The organism is Tahibacter aquaticus, assembly GCF_004363655.1.
Lineage (GTDB): Bacteria > Pseudomonadota > Gammaproteobacteria > Xanthomonadales > Rhodanobacteraceae > Tahibacter > Tahibacter aquaticus.
Window position 1 is genome coordinate 702945 of the sequence record NZ_SNZH01000001.1, and the last position, 18401, is coordinate 721345.

The following is an 18401-nucleotide window of genomic DNA, read 5'->3' on the forward strand; positions in this document are numbered from 1 at the left end:
TTTTTTATTGCTGCCGGCCTGCGTGCAGAATTCCACTACTGCACAAGGCCGCCTGGTCAATCCACGCTGATATGCGTACCCGGCTGCGGCAGCACCTGCTGCGCCAGCTTGGTGTCGGCGCGGATCAGGCCGACTTCGTCGGCGAGGATGCGCGCGGCCTCGTCCAGGGCCACGTCCTTGCGTTCCTTGGCGGCCTTCTCGCGCTCGACCTGGCTCTTGATGCTGCGCTCGTCCGCCTGCAGGCCGTCGTCGCTGCTTGGCGCCTGCACATCGGTTTCGCTGTCGTCGTTGGCACTGGCGACGGTGACGCCACTCTTGCTCGCCTCGTCCAGTGCAGCGCGCTCGGCATCGCGGGTTTTCTTGCGCACTTCCTGCTCGTCGCGTTCCTTGCGCCGTTCCGCCTCGTTCAGGGAAACGGTCTTTTCGGCGCGCAGGCGTTTGATCTCGGCCTGGTCTTCGGCGTAGTACTGCCATTCCTTCGACTTGGTCACGCGCGCTTCGTGGCGCGTGGCCAGCGTCGGCAGGATGGGCTTGAGATCGGCCACGGCTTCGTACGAGGCCGGTGTGATCGAACTCCAGGGCAGCGCGTTCGGGTAGCTGGATTCGCCGAACTCCTTGGCCTCGCCGCCGTCCGGGAAAGCAATGTCCGGCACGACGCCGCGCAGCTGGGTGGTGCCGCCATTGATGCGGAAGAACTGCGCGCTGGTCATTTTCAGCTCGCCGAACTTCGGCTTCTCGTTCTGTGCGGCGTTGTCCAGATCGACCAGCATCTGCACCGTGCCCTTGCCGAAGGTGGGCTCGCCGATGATCAGGCCGCGGCCGTAGTCCTGGATCGCCGCGGCGAAGATTTCCGACGCCGAGGCCGAGCCGCGGTTGACCATCACCGCGAGCGGGCCATCCCAGGTCATGCCGGACTGGCGATCGTCTTCGGTCTCGACACGGCCCTGGGCGCTGCGCACCTGCACTACCGGGCCCTTGTCGATGAACAGGCCGGTCAGTTCGGTCGCTTCGCTCAGCGAGCCGCCGCCGTTGTTGCGCAGGTCGATGACTACGCCGTCGACTTTCTCGGCCTTCAGTTCGGCCAGCAGCTTGGCAGTGTCGCGCGTGGCGCTCTTGTAGTCCTTGTCGCCGCGGCGGCGGGCATCGAAATCGAGATAGAAAGTGGGCAGCTGGATCACGCCGACGCGGCGCGTGGCGCTGCCTTCCTTGACCTCGATGATCTGCTTCTTCGCCGCCTGTTCCTCGATGCTGACCTTCTTGCGCACCAGCGACAGCATCTGGTGCTTGGCGTCAGGGCCGCCGTCGGCCGGCAGCACTTCCAGGCGCACCACCGTGTCTTTCTGGCCGCGAATCTGCTCGACCACGTCGTCCAGGCGCCAGCCGATCACGTCGGCGATGGCACCGTTGTCGCCCTGGCCAACGCCGAGGATGCGGTCGCCGACCTTGAGCTTGCCCGACAGTGCCGCCGGGCCGCCCGGCACGATTTCGCGGATCGCCGTGTATTCCTCTTCGCGCTGCAGTACCGCGCCGATGCCTTCCAGCGACAGCTTCATCGAAATATCGAAGTTCTCGCTGGCGCGCGGGCCGAGGTAGTTGGTATGCGGCTCGATCGAGGTCGCGTACGCGTTCATGAAAGTCTGGAACACGTCTTCGCTGTTGATCTGGGCAACGCGGTCGCCGAAGCCGATATAGCGCTTGTCCAGCGTCTTGCGGATTTCGTCGTCCTTCTTGCCGGCCAGCTTCAGGCGCAGCACATCGTTCTTCACGCGCTTGCGCCACAGATCGTCCAGCTCGGCCGTGGAACCGGCCCACTGGGCTTTTTCGCGATCGTAGGCGTAGCTTTCCTGGGCATTCAGATCGAACGGCTTTTTCAGCAGTTCGCGCGAATAGCTGGTGCGTTCGGCCACTCGCTGCAGGTAGAGATTGAATACCGCGAACGGCATCGACAGGTCTTTGTTGAAGATCGCGTCGTCGAGCTGGTCGCGTGCGACGCTGAATTTGTCGACGTCGGACTTGAGGAAAAACAATTTCTCGCCGTCGAGCGAATCGAAATACGCGTCGAACATCTTGGCCGACATGGCGTCGTCCAGCGGCACGGCCTTGTAGTGGAACCGGGTCAGGAAGCGCGAGGCCCAGATGGCCGCTTCGGCCTGGTCCTCGACGGGCTTCAGCAGCGGACCGGACTGTCCGCTCGGCTTGGCCAGGGCCAGGCCGGAGGCCAGAAGAGCGAGGACGATAAGGGTCTTGCGCATGTAGGTCTCCAGCAGAAACAGCTGCTTTGCATGAGGCGAACGGTCTGGCCGCGGTGCCGTTGTCTTGCCCTTCGGGCCTGGGACGATTCTATATCGCGATCCCGGCCCTTCCGGCGCAAATTGGGGCTTTTCAGCGCGTTTTTCCAGCATTCCGGCGGCCAGTCTGTCACGCCGCCCGGTAAAGTTTCGAAAAAGCCGGCACCAGTCAGCGGGAAATGCCACAGAACCCGACCGGCAGACGCTTCATGGCCGAGTCCGCCTGTGTCGACCAGCGGGCAGTTCTGCCCACCGCCACCACGCGTTCCCGCCTGCAGGCACAGGGTATGGCGGCAGGCGGAAAGTTCCGCATGACCTATGGCCTATGCGGCCGGCAGCCGCGTGTACTGGTGAACAAATTGACAATCGGCGCAACGCCGCGACGGCATGTTCGCGCCGTCGCCGCTGCCGCCGGATTTGTCCATGCCCTATGCAGCCGCTATCAGATACCCGCCGCGTGGGCCATTTCGTCGGCGTGGTAGGACGAGCGCACCATCGGGCCGGAGGCCACGTGCTGGAAGCCCATCGCATAACCGGAGACTTCCAGCGCCTTGAATTCCTCCGGCGTCCAGTAGCGGATGACCGGATGGTGGTGCGGTGTCGGCTGCAGGTACTGGCCGATGGTGATCATGTCGACGTCGTGCGCGCGCAGGTCGCGCATGGCACCTTCGACCTGTTCGAAATTCTCGCCCAGGCCGAGCATGATGCCGGACTTGGTCGGCACTTCCGGATGCTGCGCCTTGAAGCGCTTGAGCAGGTCCAGCGACCAGTCGTAGTCGGCGCCCGGGCGCACTTCGCGATACAGCTCGCGCACGGTTTCCAGATTGTGGTTGAACACGTCCGGCGGCGACACCTGGAGAATTTCCAGCGCGCGTTCCATGCGGCCCTTGCCGCGGAAATCGGGCGTGAGGATTTCGATCTGGATGGTCGGGCTCTGCTCGCGCACCAGGCGTATGCAGTCGGCGAAATGCTGGGCACCGCCGTCGCGCAGATCGTCGCGGTCGACCGAGGTGATCACCACGTAGCGCAGGCCCATGTCGCGGATGGTGTCGGCCAGGTGCCTGGGTTCGGACGGATCCGGCGGCTTGGGCCGGCCGTGGGCGACATCGCAGAAGGAACAGCGGCGCGTGCAGACCTCGCCCAGGATCATGAACGTGGCCGTGCCCTTGCCGAAGCATTCGTGGATGTTCGGGCAGGACGCTTCCTCGCACACGGTGACCAGGCGGTTTTCGCGCAGCTTGGCCTTCAGCTTTGCCACCGCATTGCCCGGCGGAATGCGCACGCGGATCCAGTCCGGCTTGCGCAGCTTGGGCGCCTGGTCGAAAACCGCGCGATTGCGCGCGATCTTGTCTTCGCCCAGCTGTTTTTCGCCGACGACGACGATGGGGATGGCCTTGGAGATCGAAGTGTCCATGCAATTCAGGCAAGGGCGGCGGCAACAGGCGCCGCAGGGATGACGGGATCGGCTGGATGCGGCTGCAATCCCAGGTGCCGGGCGAGTTCCTCGACCAGTGTGGATTGCAGTACCGCCAGGCTGGCCGGGCCGCCCAAGTCTAGCACCTGGGTCACGGCCAAACCCTTATAACCACAGGGGTTGATGCGATGGAACGGTTCCAGGTCCATGGCCGCGTTGAAGGCCAGGCCGTGGAAGGAACAGCCGCGGCGCACGCGCAGCCCCAGCGCCGCGACCTTGGCCTCGTTGACGTAGACACCCGGCGCGCCTTCGCGTCGCTGTGCTTCGATATTCCAGTGCGCCAGGGTGTCGATGATGGATTGTTCTATGCGCAGCACCAGCTCGCGCACGCCGATGCCAAGGCGGCGCAGGTCAACCAGGGTATAGGCCATGATCTGGCCCGGGCCGTGATAGGTGACCTGGCCGCCGCGGTCGACCGGAATGACCGGAATGTCGCCGGCAGCCAGCACGTGCTCGGCCTTGCCGGCCTGGCCCTGGGTGAATACCGGCTCGTGCTGTAGCAGCCAGAACTCGTCGGTGGTGGCGGCGCTGCGCGCGTCGGTGAACGCCTGCATGGCGCGCCAGACGGGCTCATACGGCCACAGGCCGGGCAGCTCGCGCACCAGTACCGGCAGTTTCTCGCTCATCGGCAGGCCTGTTACAGCGTCCAGCGCACGTCCGGATCGGCGCGCAGCACGGCATGGGCGGCGTCGTATTTTTCCCGGTCGGGGCAGGTGAAGCTCAAGGTGACGGAGACGTAGTTGCCTTCCCGCGACGGGCGCGAGCGGACCGAGCCTTCCAGTACGTTCAGGCCCAGGCCGGCGATGAGCAGCGGCATGCGCTCATCCAGGCCGGTGCCGGCATTGCCGACGGCGGTGATTTCGAACAGGCCCGGGAATTGAAAGCCTTGTTGCGGCGATTCGGGCTGGATGTCATCCAGATTGCGCATCACTTGGTATCCGGTTGCTTGGAGGGTTGGATCGCCTCGTCGCTCTTGAACCACAGCAGGATGCCGTCGCCGAGGCGGTGCATGAAACCGCCTTCAGGGTACTCCTGCAGCGCAACGATGGGCCGTTCGAGCAAAGGCTTGCCGTCCAGCGAGATGCGCAGCGTACCGACGCTCTGGCCCTTGCTGAACGGAGCGACGAAACGGCCCGGCACATCCATGGCGGCCTTGAGGTCGCCATAGCGGCCGCGCGGCAGGGTCACCAGCACGTCTTCGCTCACGCCGAGCTGGATGGTGTCGGCCTGGCCTTTCCACAAGGTCGGCTCGGCCACCGGCTTGTCGGCGCTGTAGAGCTTGTGCGTCTCGTAGAAACGGAAGCCGTAGTTGAGCAGTTCCTGGGTCATGTCGGCGCGGACTTTCTCGCCCTTGGTGCCCATCACCACGGTGATCAGGCGTTCGTCGTCGCGCTTGGCCGAGGCGGTCAGGCAATAGCCGGCGGCGGAATGGTGGCCAGTCTTGATGCCGTCGACCGAGGCGTCGCGCCAGAGCAGCGCATTGCGGTTGTGCTGCTTGATGCCGTTCCACTCGAACTCCTTGATCGCGTAGATCTTGTAGTCCTCGGGAAAATCGCGGATCAGCGCGCGCGACAGGCTGGCGATGTCGTGTGCCGTGGTGTAGTGGTCGGGCGCCGACAGGCCGCTGGCGTTGACGAAATGCGTGTCCTTGAGGCCCAGGCGCTTGGCATATTCGTTCATGAGGTCGGCAAACACCGCCTCGGAGCCGGCCAGGTGCTCGGCCAGGGCAATGGCCGAGTCGTTGCCCGACTGCACGATCATGCCCATCAGCAGATCGTGCAGCTTTACCTTGGAATTCAGCGCGAGAAAACTGGTGGAGCCGTCGGTGCCGGCGCCGCCGCCGCGCCAGGCGTTTTCGCTGATGAACACTTGGTCGTCGGGCTTGACCTTGCCGGCGGCGAGTTCGGCCGAGACCACGTACGAGGTCATGATCTTGGTGATGGAGGCCGGCTCGACGCGCTCGTCCGGATTGCTGGAAGCGAGAATCTGGCCAGTGGCGTAGTCCATCAGCACCCAGCTTTTCGCATCCAGGCTGGGCGGCGGCGGCATCGGCGCGGCGATAGCGCCGGGCACGGGTACGGCGGCGGGCTTGGGTGTGGCCGCAGCCGGGGTCGGTGTCTGCGCAACGGCAAGTCCGGCGCAGGTGGTCAGCAAGACGCTGGCGAGCAAATTCAAGCGATACGACATGGTTCTTCCGTACATGTAAGGCCGGCCGTGGGCCGGCGTTGGATCAATCGATGGCGACCCGGGCTTCGCCCAGGCCGAGACGGCGGATTTCCTGGGTCAGGCGGTCGGCTTCGTCCACGTCGCGCAGCGGGCCCAGGCGCACGCGCCGCACGCTGCGGCCATTGACCGAGGCCTCGACCACGCGCACGTCGCCCAGCCCGGCCGCAGCGACACGCTGCGCGGCGCGGTCGGCATTGTTTTGCTCGCCGAAGGCGCCGACCTGCAGATAGATGCGTGGCTGCTGTGTTGCGTTGGCGTCGGCCAGCGCGGTGGCTGGCGCCGGCGCGGACGCCCTGGCATCGACCGGGGTGGTCCTGGGCAATGGCCGCGGCGGCGTCTTCGCCACCGTGGCGGCGGCACGTACATCCGGCTCGACTTCGCCCGGCGTCAGCGCGCGCACCTCGACCAGGCCGGTGCCCTTGGGCCAGACGCCGATCTTCACCGCGGCGGCGTAGGACAGGTCGATCAGGCGGTTGTCGTGGAACGGGCCGCGGTCGTTCACGCGCACTATTACACTTTTACCAGTTTCCAGATTGGTCACGCGCGCCCAGCTCGGCAGCGGCAGCGACTTGTGCGCGGCGCTGAATTTGTACATGTCGTAGGGCTCGAAGCTCGACGTCATATAGCCGTGGAACTTGTTGCCGTACCAGGAAGAAATGCCACGCTCGACATAACCCTGCGAAGTCGGCAGCACCTGGTAGGTGCGGCCCAGCACGCTGTACGGCGAGCGGTTGCCGTAGCGCGACAGCGGTTCGGTCTTGGGTTCGGGTTCGGCAATCTTGCTGACATCGATGGTCTCGCTCGGCCCGGCATCGTGCGCCTGGCGATAGCGTTCCGCCTGGCTGAGGCTGGTTTCTGGCGCGGACGGGGCCGATTCGGGCGCGGCGCTGGCGGCCGGCGGACGCGGTGCCACGGCGCGGCCGGGCTTGGCCTTGTTGCCGGCGCAGGCCGTCAGCAGGGCCAGCGCAAGCAGCAGCCACACGCGCCTCACGGACCGCTGCCCTCGCTGCCCGCGGCAATCGCCTCGGCCAGCTGCTTCACTGCCATGGCGTACATGGGGCTGCGGTTATAGCGGGTGATGACGTAGAAGTTCTGGAAGGTGACCCAGTATTCGGTGCCCTGCTCGCCTTCCAGCTTGAGCAAGGTGGCCGGGCGCTGCGGGTCGAGGTGTTCCGCCACCTGGTAGCCCCAGGCGTGCAGCTGTTCCAGCGGATAGACCGGCTCGCTGTTGGCCGGGCTGATCTCCCGCGCCCCTTCGGCCAGTTCGGCGCGCAGCGCCACCGGGCCGTCCGGCTCCCAGCCGTGGCCCTGGAAATAGCTGGCCACGCTGGCGACGATGTCGGGCGTGGAATTCCACAGGTCGATGCGCTGGTCGCCGTCGTAGTCCTGGGCGAAGCGCGCGATCGAGGTGGGCATGAACTGGCCCCAGCCCATGGCGCCGGCGTAGGAGCCGCGCAATTCCTCGATCGGATAGGCCAGGTGGCCGTCATTGAGCCGCAACAGCTGCGACAGCTGCTCGCGGAAGAACTTTTCTCGCGGCGGATAGTAGAAGGCCAGCGTGGTCAGCGCATCCAGCACCTTGTACTTGCCGGTGATGCGGCCGTAGCTGGTTTCCACGCCGATGATGGCAACGATGATCGACGGCGCCACCTGGAACTGCGCCGCTACCTTGTCGATCAGTTCGCGGTTGTCGCGGTAGAAGGCGATGCCCCCGTCGCGGCGCGCATCGGTGATGAAGATCGGCCGGTAGTCCTTCCAGGGCTTGGTCGCCTCGGCTGGCCGGGAAATCGCGTCGATGATGCTTTGCTGGTATTCGGCCTTGGCCAGGATGGCCAGCACGTCAACCGCATCGAGGCCGAAATCGCGCGCCTGCTCGGCGGCGAAGATCTGCTGGGCCTGGGCGGGCACGGCCGGCGGATCCCCGGCGAAGGCGACGGAAACGGCGAGCAGCGGACACGCAAGGACGGAAAGAACACGGAAAAACACGGGCATCGATAGCGCCTGGCCAGCGTCTGGGCAAACAGGCGCTAGGTTAGCATGCGTATCGAGGGGCCAAACCCGCGCTGCAGTCACGGTTCAGCTGGGCCTCGGGCTCGGTTCTGTAGGCCTGTTCGCACGGCTCCGCGCCGGCAAACCGTGCACGGCTGCAGGGGTTCAGGGCCCCGCGGGGGGCCGCCGCGCCGTCGAGTTCGCGCCCCAGGCAAGCAGGCGCCGCGGTGGATGACGCTGCCGCTGCAATGCCAGCGCGTCATCGCGCCGCGGGAGCGCATCGGCGCGCTGCGAACGCCGCGCCGCAAACGCCTGCAGCAGCGCGCCGGCCTCGCCGGCCGGCATCATGGCGCTTGCGCTTGCCGCGTCAGCGCGTGAGGCGGAAAGTCGACGCCTTCTCCCACAGGGACTTGATGTTGTCGCGCCAGCGCTGCGCTGCCGGAGGCGCCTCGGGCGGCCCTTGCAGCGGCACCGCCTTCGGCGTGTTGACCTGGCCTTCCTGCGCATAGCGCAGCGCCTCGATCGCCAGCCTGTCCCAGCGCAGGAAACTCGCCACGGGGACCAGCACCCAGGGACTGCGTTCGCCCGCCACGCCGAGCGGCGCCCAGCTCGTCGCACCCGGCAGGGCCAGCGCCTGTTCGCGCGCGCGGCCCTGCAGCCGGAACGCCATGCCCGGCAGCATGTAGAACAAAAACGCCGTGCCGTTTACCTGTACCGCCGGCTTGCCGTAGAGGCTGCTTGCGGTGGCATCGTGCTGCCGGGTCATGAACTCGGCAATCGTGTCGTAACGCGTGCGGGCATTGGCCATGACCGGACGTAGCCTCCCTGTGGCTTTGCCGCATGCTACGCCGATCCCGCCACACGCGCGTTCACTACATGTGATGCGTTCAGCGCAGCGCCTTGCGATGCGCATGAATCGACATCAGTACGCCGAAGCCGGTCAGCAGGCTGACCGCCGAAGTGCCGCCGTAGCTCACCAGCGGCAGCGGCACGCCGACCACGGGCAGCAGGCCGGTGATCATGCCGCCGTTGACCATGACGTAGACGAAGAACGACATGCCGATGGCGCCGGCGAGCAGGCGCGAATAGGTGTCCTTGGCATTCGCCGCAATCCACAGGCTGCGGCCGATGATGAAGACGTACAGCGAGATCAGCAGCACTACGCCGATCAGGCCGAACTCCTCGCTGAACACCGAGAACACGAAGTCGGTAGTGTGCTCGGGCAGGAATTCCAGGCGCGACTGGCTGCCCTGGTGCCAGCCCTTGCCGAAGACGCCGCCGGCGCCGACCGCGATTTCCGACTGGATGATGTGCCAGCCGTTGCCGAGCGGGTCGGATTCCGGATCCATGAACATGCGCACGCGATTGCGCTGGTATTCGTGCAGGAAATGCCAGGCCACCGGAGCCGCGCCCGCGGCCAGGCCAAGCAGGCCGCCGATGCGCCACCAGGACAGGCCGGACAGGAACAGCGCGAACGCGCCGCTGGCGGCGACCAGCAGCGAGGTGCCCAGGTCGGGCTGTTCCGCGATCAGGCCGGCCGGGATGCCGATGATCACGGCAACGGTGAACAGGTCGCGCCAGTCCGGCGGCAGGGTGCGCGCGTGCAGATACCAGGCCACCATCATCGGCGTGGCCAGCTTGAGCAGTTCCGACGGCTGGAAGCGCACGAATTTCAGGTCCAGCCAGCGATTCGAGCCACGGCCTTCGCCGAACAGCTCCACCAGCACCAGCAACACCACGCCGATGGCGTAGAACCACGGCGTCCAGTTGCGCAGGGTCGACGGCGGAATGCGCGACATCGCGATCAGGGCCACGCCGCCCATGAGAAAGCGCATGCCCTGGTTGATGACGATGCTCGCGTCCTTGTCGCCGGCGCTGTACAGCGTGACCAGGCCGATCGTGCCGACCAGCACCAGCGCCAGCAGCAGCGGCAGATCCACGCGCGGCCGGCGCAACTGGCGCCTGGCCGCCTGGGCAAGCCGGTCCAGGTGGGTATCGATCATCGCGACGGTCCCATGGCAGGGGGCGCGGCGGTCGGCGTCGGCGCCAGCGTGCCTGGTGGCGGCGCCAGCCAGGCGTCGAGGATCTTGCGCCCCAGCGGCGCCGCATCGGCCGAACCGCTGGCGCCGAACTCCATCACCAGGGCCAGGGCAATCTGCGGCTGCTCGGCCGGTGCAAACGCGACGAACAGGGCCTGGTGGCGCTGAGCGTCGGTCAGGCCGCGCTTGTCGACTTCGTCGCCGGTGCGGGAAAAACGCTGCGCCGTGCCGGTCTTGCCGGCGGCGGTATACGGCGCGTCGGCAAACACGCGCGCGGCAGTGCCGGTAGGGCCGGCGACCACGGCAACCATGCCGTCGCGCACCAGATCCCAGTTGGTCATCTTGACGATGAAGCTGGAATCGACGCGGGCCAGCGGCATTGGTTCGACCGGCGCATTGAAGCCCAGCTGGGTCGCGCGCAGCAGGTGGATGGGGTGGTGCTCGCCCTTCGCCGCCAGGATCGCCGTGGCATTGGCCAGTTGCACCGGCGTCACCACCCAGTAGCCCTGGCCGATGCCGGCGATGACGGTTTCGCCGGGAAACCAGGGCTTGTCGAACATGGCCCGTTTCCAGTCCTTGGACGGCAGGATGCCGTTGCCTTCGCCGTTCAGATCGATGCCGGTCGGCTTGCCAAAGCCAAAGCGCCCGAGATAGCTGGTCATGCGGTCTATGCCCATGTCCAGCGCCAGCGAGTAGAAATAAGTATTGACCGACTGGGCCAGCGATTCGACCAGGCCCACCCGGCCGTGACCGCCGCGGCGCCAGTCGCGATAGCCGCGGCTTTGCCCCGGAATATGGAATTCGCCGGTCGACACGACGGTATCGCCGGGCTGGCGCACGCCCATCTCCAGGCCGGCAATGCCCATGAACGGCTTGACCGTGGAACCCGGCTTGTAGGTGCCGACCAGGGCGCGGTGCAACAGCGGCCGCAAGGGCGAAGACAGCAGACCGCGATAGTCGGTATGGCTGATGCCGTTGACGAACAGATTGGGATCGAAGCTGGGCACGCTGACCATGGCCAGCACTTCGCCGTTGCGCGGATCGATCGCCACGGCGGCGCCGGCCTTGCCCTCGAAGATCGCCTCGGTGGCTTCCTGCAGACGCACGTCGATGCTCAGGTAAAGGTTCTTGCCCGGACGTGGTGGCGTGCTGTCGAGCACGCGCAGGGCGCGGCCGTCGGCATTGGTTTCCACGCGTTCGTAGCCGGGCTCGCCGTGCAGCAGGTTTTCGTAAAAGCGCTCGATGCCGGTCTTGCCCACATGCGTGGTACCGGCATAGCGGCTGGCGTCGAGCTTCTGCAGATCGGCCTCGTCGATGCGCGCGACATAGCCGACGACATGGCCGAACTCGGCCCCGCGCGGATAGGTGCGGGTGAGGTAAGGCACCACTTCGACGCCGGGGAAACGCCAGCGATTGACCGCGAACTTGGCCACTTCGTCGTCGGACAGGCGAAACCGCAGCGGCAGGCTGTTGAAGCCGCGGCGGCCCTTGCGCGATTCCTGGAAGCGCTTGATGTCGTCGTCGGTGAGCGGCACCACGTTGCGCAGTTCGTCCAGCAACGCATCCATGTTCCTGACCCGCTCCGGCACCACTTCCAGGCGGAACGCCGCGGTGTTGTCGGCGAGCAGAATACCGTTGCGGTCGAAGATCAGCCCGCGCGCGGGCGGAATCGGCCGCAGCTTGATGCGGTTGGCGTCGGCGCGCGTGGCGAATTCCGCATGGCGCAGCACCTGCAGGTTGACGAAGCGCGCCGCCAGCACGCCCAGGCAGACCACGATGATCAGAAAGCCGGCAACGGCGCGGCGCTGGAAAAGCGCCACCTCGCTGCCGCTGTCCTTGAGCTTGGTGCGGCGCGGACTCATGCCTCGTGCACGCGCAGCCGCGCGCGCAGGTCGTCGAACAGCAGGAATACCCAGGGCCAGGCCAGCATGCCGGCTACCGGCGCATACCAGAAATTCAGCGGCGGAATCGGGTCGCCGGTGAAGGCACGCTCCATCAGGCTGAGCACGCGGTCGTTCAGCAGCAGGGCAAATACCGCCAGCGACTGCTGCCACATCGGAAAGAAGCGCAGCCGGGCGCGGAAGCGCAGCACGATAAACGCCAGCGCCGCCAGGCGCAGGGCCTGATCGCCCAGCAGATCGCCCTGCAGCACGTCGCCGACCAGGCCAAGCAGGAAAGCGCGGCCCAGGCCGATGCGATCCGGCTCTTCCAACGCCCAGTAGATCAGGATCAGGCCCAGCCAATACGGCCGGAATGGCAGCATGAAGGCCGGCATCGGCATCAGCTGCAGCAGGCAGGCCACGGCCAGGCTGAAGACGAACAGCATCGAATGGGCGCGATGGCGGTTCATGGCGTGGTTTCCGGCGGCGCTGCCGTGACCGGCGCTGCTGTGGCTGGCGTGGTTTGCGCAGGCGGGGCGGCGGGGCGCGCCGCCGCTGGATGGGCGGGGCGCAAGACAGGCGCCGCCGGCGTGGTCGCCGGACTGCCTGCCGCATTGCTGCTTGCCGGATTGTTGGCCGGCGCACCGGCCGCCGGCCTGGCCACGGCCGCCGCGGTGCCGGCCGGGGGCTGCGGCGAGGTTGCCGCAGGTACGCCAAACGCCGCCCCTTCGCCCGGCGGCGGTGACGGCGGCCCGGTCTCGCCCTTGAGCGCCGGTGGACCTACCGGATCGGCCAACGGCCTCAACAGCAGCACATCGCCGCTGCGCTCCAGCGCCGCGGCCGGACGCGCCACCGCCACAGCGAACATGCCGCTGGGCTCGGCCGCTACCGACTGGATCTCGCCGACCGGAAAGCCCGCCGGAAAACTGCCGCCCAGGCCCGAGGTGATCAGCTTGTCGCCGCTCTTCACGTCAGCGCTGACCGGAATGTTCGGCACATCGAGCCGATCGCTGCTGCCGCTGCCATAGGCGATCGTGCGCAAGCCGGTGCGCTCGATCACCACCGGGATGGCGTGCGAGGCATCGGTGATCAGCACCGCCGTCGAGGTGGTCGGCAGCACTTCGCTGATCTGGCCCATCACGCCGTAGGCATCCAGCACGGCCTGGCCGACGACAATACCCTGCTTGGCACCGGCATCCAGCGTGATGCGCTGGCGGTACGGGTCGAGCACGATGTCGATCAGCTTGGCCAGCTGCACGCCCAGGCCCAGCGAATGCTGCACTTCCAGCAGTTCCTTCAGGCGCGTGTTCTGCTCGGCCACCGCGCCCAGGCGGTTGAGCCGGGCCTGGGTCAGCAGCAGGGCTTCGCGCAGGCGCTGGTTTTCCTGGGTCAGGGCCTGGCGGTCGGCCACGGCCAGGCGCACCGCGCGGGCCGCATCCGCCGGCATCGCGGCAATACGGTAGACCGGCTCGATCGCCACGGCGGTGAATTCGCGCACGCGCTTCAGATAATGGCCACGGAAGTCCGCCACCATCAGGGTCACGCCCAGAGCGAGGTACACGACCAGACGCAAGGTACTGGTCGCGCCGGCGCCGAACAGGGGACTGGTGTCGGTGCGGGCAAGCGGCATCGGGAATCAGGCCAGGAGGAAAACGCCGCGGCCAGGCCGCGGCGTGTGCCGCGGATTATTCAGGAGCGAAGAAATCGCTGCCGTGCAGGTCGATCAGTTCCAGCGCACGGCCGCCACCGCGGGCGACGCAGGTCAGCGGCTCGTCGGCCACCTGCACGTGCAAGCCGGTTTCCTCGGAAATCAGCCGGTCCAGATCACGCAGCAGGGCGCCGCCGCCGGTCAGCACGATGCCGCGCTCGGCCACGTCGGAACACAGTTCCGGCGGGGTCTGCTCCAGCGCGCTGCGTACCGCCGAGACGATGCCCGACAAGGGCTCGTGCAGCGCTTCCAGCACTTCGTTGGAGTTGATCGTGAACATGCGCGGCACGCCTTCGGCCAGGTTGCGACCGGAGACTTCGATCTCGCGCACTTCGCTCTGCGGGTAGGCACAGCCGACTTCCAGCTTGATGCGCTCGGCCGTGGCCTCGCCGATCAGGGTGCCGTGGTTGCGTCGCACGTAATTGACGATGGACTCGTCGAAGCGGTCGCCACCGATTCGCACGGATTGGGAATAAACGATGCCATTCAAGGAGATGACCGCCACCTCCGAGGTGCCGCCGCCAATATCCAGCACCATCGAGCCACGCGCCTCGTGCACCGGAATGCCGGCGCCGATGGCTGCGGCCATGGGCTCTTCGATCAGAAATACGTCACGGGCGCCAGCGCCCTCGGCCGATTCCTTGATCGCGCGGCGCTCCACCTGGGTGGAACCGCAGGGTACGCAGATCAGCACGCGCGGACTGGGCCGCAACATGCGGCTCTTGTGCACCTGCTTGATGAAATGCTGCAGCATCGCCTCGGTCATCATGAAATCGGCGATGACGCCGTCTTTCATGGGCCGGATGGCGACGATGGAGCCAGGTGTACGGCCCAGCATGCGTTTGGCGTCGGTACCGACCGCCGCCACGCTGCGGGGACCGCCGGGGCCGCGATCCTGCCGGATCGCCACCACCGAGGGTTCGTTCAGCACAATGCCCTGTCCACGGACGTAGATCAGGGTATTGGCCGTGCCAAGGTCGATCGAAAGATCGTTGGAAAACATACCGCGGAAGCGTTTGAACATGATCGCCCAGTGCTGGAAAGGGGGGCGGAAAAGGCCGCACAGTCTAGTGTCGAGGCCCTGCAGAAGCAAGGTAAAGCCGCGTTAAGAAAGCATTTTTGTCTGGCCGAAATATGGCGGAACGCGGCCGGAGTTATGCGCTTTGGCAGGCAACGGCGACATGCTAAGTTCGGTCGCTCCACCCATTCGCATTCTTCCACATGTCCCTCGACCACACTGCGGTACGCCATATCGCCCGCCTCGCCCGGCTTGCCGTGCGCGAAGACGAACTCGAAAGCCTGCGCAGCGACCTGGAACGCGTGCTGCACCTGTTCGACGACCTGGCCGCCGCAAATGTGGACAATTTGACGCCACTGGCACATCCCCACGACCAGAGCCTCGGCCTGCGCGACGACCGCGTCGGCGAAACCGACCGCAGCGAAGAACTGCTGGCGCTCGCCCCGTTCTCCCAGGGCGGCTACTACCTCGTGCCCAAGGTGATCGAATGAGCAGCACCGCATTTCCCACCCTCGCCGTGCTGGCGGACGAACTGCGCAGCGGCCGCCGCAGCGCGGTGGACCTCGTACAGCAGGCGCTGCAGCGCGCCGGCCAGTGCGCAGCGCTCAACGGCTTCGTCAGCCTGCAGGGCGACGAAGCGCTGGCCGCCGCCGCAGCCGCCGACAGCGCGCGCACCGCCACGGCCGCGCCGCTGGCAGGGATCCCTTTTGCGCTGAAAGATATTTTCTGCACAAAGGGAATAACCACCACCTGCGGCTCGCGCATGCTGCAGAACTTCGTGCCGCCCTATGACGCCCACGTGGTCGAGCAGCTGCATGCTGCCGGCGCGATCCGCATCGGCAAGACCAACATGGACGAGTTCGCGATGGGCTCGTCCAACGAAAACAGCGCCTACGGCGCCTGCGTCAATCCCTGGGGCAGCGATCGCGTGCCGGGCGGATCTTCCGGCGGTTCGGCCGCCGTCGTCGCCGCGGGCATCGTGCCGTATGCGATTGGCACCGACACCGGCGGCTCCATCCGCCAGCCCGCTGCGTTCTGCGGCATCACCGGGCTGAAGCCCACCTACGGCCGCGTTTCGCGCTACGGCATGATTGCCTACGCCTCCAGCCTGGACTGCGCCGGCGTGCTGGCGCGCTCGGCGCAGGACTGCGCCACGGTGTTCCAGGCCATCGCCGGCCATGACGACCGCGACGCGACCAGCGTCGAGCGGCCGGCGGACGACGTGCAGGCCAGCCTGGACAAGCCGCTGCACGGCCTGCGCATCGGCGTAGCGCGCGAATACTTCGGCGGCGGCGTGCTGCCGGCGGTGGCGCAGCGCTGCCACGAGGCGCTGGCCGAGCTGGAAAAACTCGGTGCGGTGCTGGTCGACATGGCGCTGGCCAACGCGCACCACGCCATTGCCGCCTACTACGTGATCGCGCCGGCGGAAGCCTCCAGCAACCTCGCCCGCTACGACGGCGTGCGCTACGGCCATCGCTGCGCCGAGGCGCGTTCGCTCGACGAGATGTACAGCCGCAGCCGCGCCGAAGGCTTCGGCAGCGAGGTCAAGCGGCGCATCCTGGTCGGCACCTACGCGCTGTCGGCCGGCTACTACGATGCGTACTACGTACGTGCGCAGAAAGTGCGCCGGTTGATCGCCAACGATTTTGCCGCCGCATTTGCCTCGGTCGATCTCATCGCCGGCCCGACCACGCCGACGCCGGCATTCAGGCTCGGCGAGAAATCCGGCGATGCGCTGGCCATGTATGCCGCCGACGTAAATACCGTCGCGGTCAACCTGGCCGGCCTGCCGGCGATCTCCGCGCCGGCCGGCTTCGTCGACGGCCTGCCAGTAGGCCTGCAGCTGATCGCTCCGGCCTTCGCCGAAGCACGCCTGCTCAACGCCACCCATCAATTGCAGCGCGTCACCGACTGGCATCTGCAGGAACCCGCCGCATGAGCACCGAAACCCGCAGCAACGCCGACCAGCGCGGCTGGCAGGCCGTGATCGGCCTGGAAATCCACGCCCAGCTCTCCACCGTCAGCAAACTGTTCTCCCGCGCGGCCACCGCCTACGGCGCCGAGCCGAATACGCAGGCCGCGCTGCTCGATGTCGCCCTGCCCGGCACCCTGCCGGTGCCCAACCGCGAAGCCATCCGCAAGGCCATCCAGTTCGGCCTGGCCGTACAAGGCACGATTGCGCAGCATTCGGTATTTGCGCGCAAAAACTATTTCTATCCCGACCTGCCCAAAGGCTACCAGATCAGCCAGTACGAACTTCCCGTCGTCGCCGACGGCAAGATCGCGGTGCGGGTCGACGACGGCCGCCGCATCGACGTGGAAATCCAGCGCGCGCACCTGGAAGAAGATGCCGGCAAATCCGTGCACGACGCCTTCCACGCCGAAACCGGCATCGACCTCAACCGCGCCGGCACACCGCTGCTGGAAATCGTCTCGGCGCCGGTCATGCATTCGGCCGCCGAAGCCGTGGCCTACATGCGCACCGTACACACGCTGGTGCGCTGGCTGGGCATCTGCGACGGCAACATGCAGGAAGGCTCGTTCCGCTGCGACTGCAACGTCTCGGTGCGCCGCGACGGCGAAACCCGGCTGGGCACGCGCACCGAGATCAAGAACGTCAACTCGTTCCGTTTTGTGGAAAAATCCATCGAATACGAAATCGAGCGGCAGATCCGCGCGCTGGAAAACGGCGAAGCGATCGTGCAGGAAACCCGCCTGTACGACCCCACGCGCCACCAGACCCGGCCCATGCGCAGCAAGGAATCCGCCGACGACTACCGCTACTTCCCCGACCCCGACCTGCCGCCGCTGGCCATCGCCACCGCCGACATCGAACGCGAACGCGCCGCCCTGCCGGAACTGCCGCAGGCACGCCGCCAGCGCTATATCGACGGACTGGGCCTGCCCGAAGCCGATGCCGACCAGCTCTGCGCCGACCGCGCCAACGCCGACTATTTCGAAGCCGTGCTCGCCGCGGTACCCGGCCAGGCCAAGCTCTGCGCCAACTGGGTACTTGGCGAAGTCGCCGCCGGCCTGAACGAAGCCGCCATCGACATCGCCGCCGCGCCGGTCAGCCCCGCTGCCCTGTCGCAGCTGCTGCAGCGCCTGCGCGACGGCAGCATCTCCGGCAAGATCGCCAAGGACGTCTTCGCCGCCATGTGGCAAGGCGAAGGCAGCGCCGACGCCATCATCGACGCCCGAGGACTCAAGCAGATCTCCGACAGCGGCGCGCTGGGTGCTGCCATCGACGCGGTGCTGGCCGACTATCCCAGCCAGCTCGACGACTACCGCAAAGGCAACGACAAGCTGCTGCAGTTCTTCGTCGGCCAGGTCATGAAACGCACCAAGGGCCAGGCCAATCCGCAACAGCTGAACGAACTGCTGCGGCAGAAACTCGGCTGAGAAGCGCAAACCGGGGCGAACCCAGGCTGGGGTAAGCCGCCAGGCCAACCCCGGCATCGCCGTACTTCGCCGCCGAACAAGCCATGGCGAAAAATGTTCGCCATGGCGAGGCGTGAGCGAACGCATTCCACACCTTTCGCCAGGAAAAGCATTCCTTCGCCGTGGGCTTTCTGTTGCGGATACGGCGTGATGCCGGGGGCGCCTGACGGCTTACCCCAACCTACGCGCCGGAAAAAAATTATTTGCGGCCCGCATCGGCCGCGAATGATCACCGGCGCCGCGATTCTGCGATTGCTATCAGGGACTGCTCCCAAAAGCAGTACTCGACGCTTTCCGGCCCATCCATCAGCAGGCGTGCGGATGCCGGATTCGATACG

The 18401-nt window shown here is 66.6% G+C and carries 17 protein-coding genes; 4 read left to right on the forward strand and 13 right to left on the reverse strand.

All coding sequences use genetic code 11. The features are described 5' to 3' along the window. Nucleotides 1-56: 56 nt before the first annotated feature. The 7 genes from DFR29_RS02810 to mltB all read right to left on the reverse strand — a co-directional run bounded on the left by DFR29_RS02810 (nucleotide 57) and on the right by mltB (nucleotide 7980). Nucleotides 57-2252, reverse strand: coding sequence for a carboxy terminal-processing peptidase (locus tag DFR29_RS02810; RefSeq protein WP_133817025.1), 2196 nt, complete (start codon nucleotides 2250-2252; stop codon nucleotides 57-59). Between the two features lie 478 nt (nucleotides 2253-2730). Continuing rightward, nucleotides 2731-3702, reverse strand: a complete 972-nt coding sequence (lipA, locus tag DFR29_RS02815; protein ID WP_133817026.1) for a lipoyl synthase — start codon at nucleotides 3700-3702, stop codon at nucleotides 2731-2733. A 5-nt stretch (nucleotides 3703-3707) separates the two neighbouring features. Beyond that, a complete protein-coding gene (gene lipB / locus DFR29_RS02820) occupies nucleotides 3708-4412 on the reverse strand; it encodes a lipoyl(octanoyl) transferase LipB (RefSeq protein WP_425598816.1) in 705 nt (234 codons plus the stop codon). Continuing rightward, nucleotides 4400-4690 carry a DUF493 family protein gene (locus tag DFR29_RS02825; RefSeq protein ID WP_133817028.1) on the reverse strand — a complete coding sequence of 97 codons (291 nt, stop codon included), beginning with the start codon at nucleotides 4688-4690 and terminating at the stop codon, nucleotides 4400-4402. Before DFR29_RS02825 ends, lipB begins: the two co-directional genes overlap by 13 nt. Further along, entirely contained in the window at nucleotides 4690-5949 is a 1260-nt protein-coding gene (locus tag DFR29_RS02830; protein WP_133817029.1) for a D-alanyl-D-alanine carboxypeptidase family protein, read from the reverse strand. The genes DFR29_RS02825 and DFR29_RS02830 overlap by 1 nt, the downstream gene beginning before the upstream one ends. Before the next feature lie 43 nt (nucleotides 5950-5992). Further along, a complete protein-coding gene (locus tag DFR29_RS02835; RefSeq protein WP_341829845.1) occupies nucleotides 5993-6970 on the reverse strand; it encodes a septal ring lytic transglycosylase RlpA family protein in 978 nt (325 codons plus the stop codon). A gap of 5 nt (nucleotides 6971-6975) precedes the next feature. Continuing rightward, nucleotides 6976-7980 (reverse strand): lytic murein transglycosylase B, encoded by a 1005-nt coding sequence (gene mltB / locus DFR29_RS02840; RefSeq protein ID WP_133817031.1) that lies wholly within the window; start codon nucleotides 7978-7980, stop codon nucleotides 6976-6978. A gap of 228 nt (nucleotides 7981-8208) precedes the next feature. On the opposite strand from mltB, the gene DFR29_RS28940 reads away from it, so the two are divergent. Then, nucleotides 8209-8355, forward strand: coding sequence for a hypothetical protein (locus tag DFR29_RS28940; protein ID WP_166653829.1), 147 nt, complete (start codon nucleotides 8209-8211; stop codon nucleotides 8353-8355). Here the strand turns inward: DFR29_RS28940 and DFR29_RS02845 are convergent. The 6 genes from DFR29_RS02845 to DFR29_RS02870 all read right to left on the reverse strand — a co-directional run bounded on the left by DFR29_RS02845 (nucleotide 8345) and on the right by DFR29_RS02870 (nucleotide 14628). Continuing rightward, a complete protein-coding gene (locus DFR29_RS02845; protein WP_133817032.1) occupies nucleotides 8345-8785 on the reverse strand; it encodes a hypothetical protein in 441 nt (146 codons plus the stop codon). The genes DFR29_RS28940 and DFR29_RS02845 overlap by 11 nt on opposite strands. Before the next feature lie 79 nt (nucleotides 8786-8864). Then, nucleotides 8865-9980, reverse strand: a complete 1116-nt coding sequence (gene rodA, locus DFR29_RS02850) for a rod shape-determining protein RodA (protein ID WP_133817033.1) — start codon at nucleotides 9978-9980, stop codon at nucleotides 8865-8867. Further along, nucleotides 9977-11878 carry a penicillin-binding protein 2 gene (gene mrdA, locus DFR29_RS02855; RefSeq protein ID WP_133817034.1) on the reverse strand — a complete coding sequence of 634 codons (1902 nt, stop codon included), beginning with the start codon at nucleotides 11876-11878 and terminating at the stop codon, nucleotides 9977-9979. Before mrdA ends, rodA begins: the two co-directional genes overlap by 4 nt. Then, nucleotides 11875-12366 carry a rod shape-determining protein MreD gene (gene mreD, locus DFR29_RS02860; RefSeq protein WP_133817035.1) on the reverse strand — a complete coding sequence of 164 codons (492 nt, stop codon included), beginning with the start codon at nucleotides 12364-12366 and terminating at the stop codon, nucleotides 11875-11877. The genes mrdA and mreD overlap by 4 nt, the downstream gene beginning before the upstream one ends. Continuing rightward, on the reverse strand, nucleotides 12363-13526 hold the full coding sequence (mreC, locus tag DFR29_RS02865) for a rod shape-determining protein MreC (RefSeq protein ID WP_133817036.1): 1164 nt from the start codon (nucleotides 13524-13526) through the stop codon (nucleotides 12363-12365). Before mreC ends, mreD begins: the two co-directional genes overlap by 4 nt. 55 nt (nucleotides 13527-13581) lie before the next feature. Next, entirely contained in the window at nucleotides 13582-14628 is a 1047-nt protein-coding gene (locus DFR29_RS02870; RefSeq protein ID WP_133817037.1) for a rod shape-determining protein, read from the reverse strand. A gap of 197 nt (nucleotides 14629-14825) precedes the next feature. Here DFR29_RS02870 and gatC point away from each other — a divergent pair, with 197 nt between their 5' ends. Genes gatC through gatB form a run of 3 tightly spaced genes read left to right on the forward strand, consistent with a single transcriptional unit; the run spans nucleotide 14826 to nucleotide 18024 of the window. After that, entirely contained in the window at nucleotides 14826-15113 is a 288-nt protein-coding gene (gatC, locus tag DFR29_RS02875) for an Asp-tRNA(Asn)/Glu-tRNA(Gln) amidotransferase subunit GatC (protein ID WP_133817038.1), read from the forward strand. Beyond that, nucleotides 15110-16561: an Asp-tRNA(Asn)/Glu-tRNA(Gln) amidotransferase subunit GatA gene (gene gatA, locus DFR29_RS02880; RefSeq protein ID WP_133817039.1), complete on the forward strand. Its 1452-nt coding sequence runs from the start codon at nucleotides 15110-15112 to the stop codon at nucleotides 16559-16561. Before gatC ends, gatA begins: the two co-directional genes overlap by 4 nt. Continuing rightward, nucleotides 16558-18024: an Asp-tRNA(Asn)/Glu-tRNA(Gln) amidotransferase subunit GatB gene (gene gatB / locus DFR29_RS02885; RefSeq protein WP_133817040.1), complete on the forward strand. Its 1467-nt coding sequence runs from the start codon at nucleotides 16558-16560 to the stop codon at nucleotides 18022-18024. The genes gatA and gatB overlap by 4 nt, the downstream gene beginning before the upstream one ends. Nucleotides 18025-18401: the final 377 nt, after the last annotated feature.

Coding starts and splice junctions, on each gene's coding strand:
- DFR29_RS02810 (WP_133817025.1), bottom strand. CDS start 2,252: ATGCGCAAGACCCTTATCGTCCTCGCTCTTCTGGCCTCCGGCCTGGCC.
- lipA (WP_133817026.1), bottom strand. CDS start 3,702: ATGGACACTTCGATCTCCAAGGCCATCCCCATCGTCGTCGTCGGCGAA.
- DFR29_RS02825 (WP_133817028.1), bottom strand. CDS start 4,690: ATGCGCAATCTGGATGACATCCAGCCCGAATCGCCGCAACAAGGCTTT.
- DFR29_RS02830 (WP_133817029.1), bottom strand. CDS start 5,949: ATGTCGTATCGCTTGAATTTGCTCGCCAGCGTCTTGCTGACCACCTGC.
- mltB (WP_133817031.1), bottom strand. CDS start 7,980: ATGCCCGTGTTTTTCCGTGTTCTTTCCGTCCTTGCGTGTCCGCTGCTC.
- DFR29_RS28940 (WP_166653829.1), top strand. CDS start 8,209: ATGACGCTGCCGCTGCAATGCCAGCGCGTCATCGCGCCGCGGGAGCGC.
- DFR29_RS02845 (WP_133817032.1), bottom strand. CDS start 8,785: ATGGCCAATGCCCGCACGCGTTACGACACGATTGCCGAGTTCATGACC.
- rodA (WP_133817033.1), bottom strand. CDS start 9,980: ATGATCGATACCCACCTGGACCGGCTTGCCCAGGCGGCCAGGCGCCAG.
- mrdA (WP_133817034.1), bottom strand. CDS start 11,878: ATGAGTCCGCGCCGCACCAAGCTCAAGGACAGCGGCAGCGAGGTGGCG.
- mreD (WP_133817035.1), bottom strand. CDS start 12,366: ATGAACCGCCATCGCGCCCATTCGATGCTGTTCGTCTTCAGCCTGGCC.
- mreC (WP_133817036.1), bottom strand. CDS start 13,526: ATGCCGCTTGCCCGCACCGACACCAGTCCCCTGTTCGGCGCCGGCGCG.
- DFR29_RS02870 (WP_133817037.1), bottom strand. CDS start 14,628: ATGTTCAAACGCTTCCGCGGTATGTTTTCCAACGATCTTTCGATCGAC.
- gatC (WP_133817038.1), top strand. CDS start 14,826: ATGTCCCTCGACCACACTGCGGTACGCCATATCGCCCGCCTCGCCCGG.
- gatA (WP_133817039.1), top strand. CDS start 15,110: ATGAGCAGCACCGCATTTCCCACCCTCGCCGTGCTGGCGGACGAACTG.
- gatB (WP_133817040.1), top strand. CDS start 16,558: ATGAGCACCGAAACCCGCAGCAACGCCGACCAGCGCGGCTGGCAGGCC.